A 241-nucleotide genomic window follows, 5' to 3' on the forward strand; every position below is an offset into this window, starting at 1 on the left:
GATCACGTATACGGTGACGGGTGCGAACACGGGTAACACGACTCTTGATCCGGTGGTGTTGACCGATGATCTGTCGAAGGTTCTCGACAACGCGACGTTAGTGGACGGTTCGCTCAAGGCAACTGTCGACGGTGTCGACGGTGCTGCTCCGACCCTGTCGGGCACCACGCTCACCTGGACCGGTGCATTGGAAGCCGGTAAGTCTGTTGTCCTGACCTACCAGGTGAAGATCAACGACGGT

1 protein-coding gene is annotated in these 241 nt (G+C 58.1%); it reads left to right on the forward strand.

What is annotated here, in order from left to right; translation table 11 throughout:
* A partial coding sequence (locus ASU23_RS24235; protein ID WP_156423190.1) for an isopeptide-forming domain-containing fimbrial protein occupies positions 1 to 241 on the forward strand: 241 nt, incomplete at both ends.

Source organism: Rhodococcus sp. KB6, from assembly GCF_001445685.1.
Lineage (GTDB): Bacteria > Actinomycetota > Actinomycetes > Mycobacteriales > Mycobacteriaceae > Rhodococcus_F > Rhodococcus_F qingshengii.